2 protein-coding genes and 1 pseudogene are annotated in these 1,861 nt (G+C 60.9%); 1 reads left to right on the forward strand and 2 read right to left on the reverse strand.

Annotated features, from left to right (window positions below; translation table 11 throughout):
- A pseudogene (locus EN925_RS34210) lies at positions 1 to 197 on the reverse strand (ABC transporter ATP-binding protein/permease); the annotation flags it as partial.
- 571 nt (positions 198 to 768) lie between these two features.
- Between EN925_RS34210 and EN925_RS34215 the strand changes: the two are divergent.
- On the forward strand, positions 769 to 1,206 hold the full coding sequence (locus EN925_RS34215; RefSeq protein ID WP_127368246.1) for a hypothetical protein: 438 nt from the start codon (positions 769 to 771) through the stop codon (positions 1,204 to 1,206).
- A 42-nt stretch (positions 1,207 to 1,248) separates the two neighbouring features.
- Here the strand turns inward: EN925_RS34215 and EN925_RS34220 are convergent.
- Positions 1,249 to 1,861: DsbA family protein (locus EN925_RS34220; RefSeq protein ID WP_164894597.1), on the reverse strand; the 613-nt coding region annotated here is incomplete at its 5' end.

The raw sequence follows: 1,861 nt of genomic DNA on the forward strand, positions 1-1,861 counted from the left end.
GAGCGAAGCGGCGTGGTGTTGGCGGCGTCATGGAAGAAGGCGATGGAATTGACCAGTTCGCCCGAGGCTTCGGCGAACCAGACACCGGCCTTGCTGGACAACGCCGTGAGCAGCGCGATCACCAGCGTCAGCGTCCAGGCTTCCTTCCAGCGGTCGGAAACCCAGTAGGCCCGCATCAGGCCCCAGAAGCTGCGCATCGACGACACCGGCGTCAGAAGCGATCGCCCTGCGGCATCGCGAGGTGTTTTTTCCGGTACTGACTCTTGCGATGGTCTACCGACCCGAATCACTATCCCGCCCAAACCTTTTTTCTTTTGTTACGGATGGTAACACCAATTGATCATTTTCCATTAATTTAAAACCGGGCCGACCGGATTGCCCCGGCAGCCGTTGCCGTGAGGCAACAGATTACATGCTGAAATATAGCGACAACCGTTGGCAAAAAGCCAGATATTGCTTTTAATTTCAATCGCTTGATCTATCGAGTCGTGACGCTTGTGCGGCTTCCCTTAGGGAAGGCTTTCACACGGTTTCGTGAACTCGAAATCGTGTCGAGCGATCGGTTTTCTCACTGCGGACGGCCCAGAGAGCTCGAAAATCTGCGGCTCGTGACTCGCCAGGAATGCCGTGGTCGTCCCTGCCGGGGGCAGGAATTGACGAGAGAATCGATCGAGCGGCGCGTTCCGTTTGTCGGGTCAGACAAGGGACTGCGTTTGACAATTCATCCGCTTGGAATTGAACCTTGCCCGGCATCGTCGACACTCATGCATGTCCGGTTCTCCAACAAGGAAGCTCCCAAGGCTTGCACGCGCGGCCGCAATCCTGTCCCTCTTTGCCTTTGTACCTTTGGCGCATGCCGGCGAGCAAAGCATTCCGGCCAGCGCCGAGGGCCAGATCGAGTTCAACATCGGCTGCATCTACACGCCCAAAGGCGGCACCGGCACCTATGAGCCGAGGGATGGCGGCCCGGAACTGAGCTGCTCGCGCGTCGAGCCGAGCTACCTTACGATTATCCTGGGTCCGAAGGGGCCAGCAACGCTGATCAAAAACCCAGGCGAGCAGGGCTGCTGCAGCGATGTCGACAAGCTTGGCTACGGCAACAGCTGGAGCGCCGGGCCGTTCTCGTGCCAGTCGTCAACCAAGGGACTGACCTGCACGGCCACGAACGGCCATGGATTTTCATCAGCAAGGCCAAAGCGACGGTGAAGTAACGTTTGCTGCCGTCGCGGTGAGGAGAGGGCGGTCGGCTCAGCCGGCCTTTTCCAGTTCGCCTCGCGCCTTGGCAGCCGCCACCTGGCGAATGGCATCGGCCAGCGTATCGGCATCCTGCGCGCCCATGACGGCGTATTTGTCCTCGAGCAGGAAGCACGGCACACCAGAAATGCCCATGCGCGACGCGGTGGCGATCTCGGTGCGCACCGCCTCGACATCGGCCTCGGTCGGCAAAAGCGAGGCGACCACGGACGCATCCATGCCAGCCTCGCGCGCGGCTTCGACCAGCACGGCATGGTCGCCGATGTCAGCGCCTTCCTCGAAATTCAGCTGGAACAGCCGCCGTACAAGCCTGTTCTGAATGGCTTCGCCGGCGGCCCCTGCCCAGCGGATCAGCCGGTGCGCATCCAGCGTATTCGGCGCCACCTTGATGGCGTCGAAGGCAAAGGAAATGTCTTCCGCTTCGCCCAGCGGCTCGATGCGGTCGTGAATTTCGCGGATGCGCTCGTCGCTGCCGAATTTTGCCAGCATGTATTCGCGGCGGTCCTTGCCTTCGGGCGGAATGGTCGGATCGAGCTGGAACGGCCGCCAGCGGACATGCACGTCGACATCGCCGACGGCGGCGATTGCCCTGTCGAGCCGCTTCTGG

The organism is Mesorhizobium sp. M7A.F.Ca.US.006.04.2.1 (assembly GCF_004022915.1).
GTDB classification, from domain to species: Bacteria; Pseudomonadota; Alphaproteobacteria; order Rhizobiales; family Rhizobiaceae; genus Mesorhizobium; species Mesorhizobium ciceri.

Bases quoted from the DNA above. Each gene is read 5' to 3' on its own strand.
- EN925_RS34215 (WP_127368246.1), top strand. From the start codon at position 769: ATGTCCGGTTCTCCAACAAGGAAGCTCCCAAGGCTTGCACGCGCGGCC.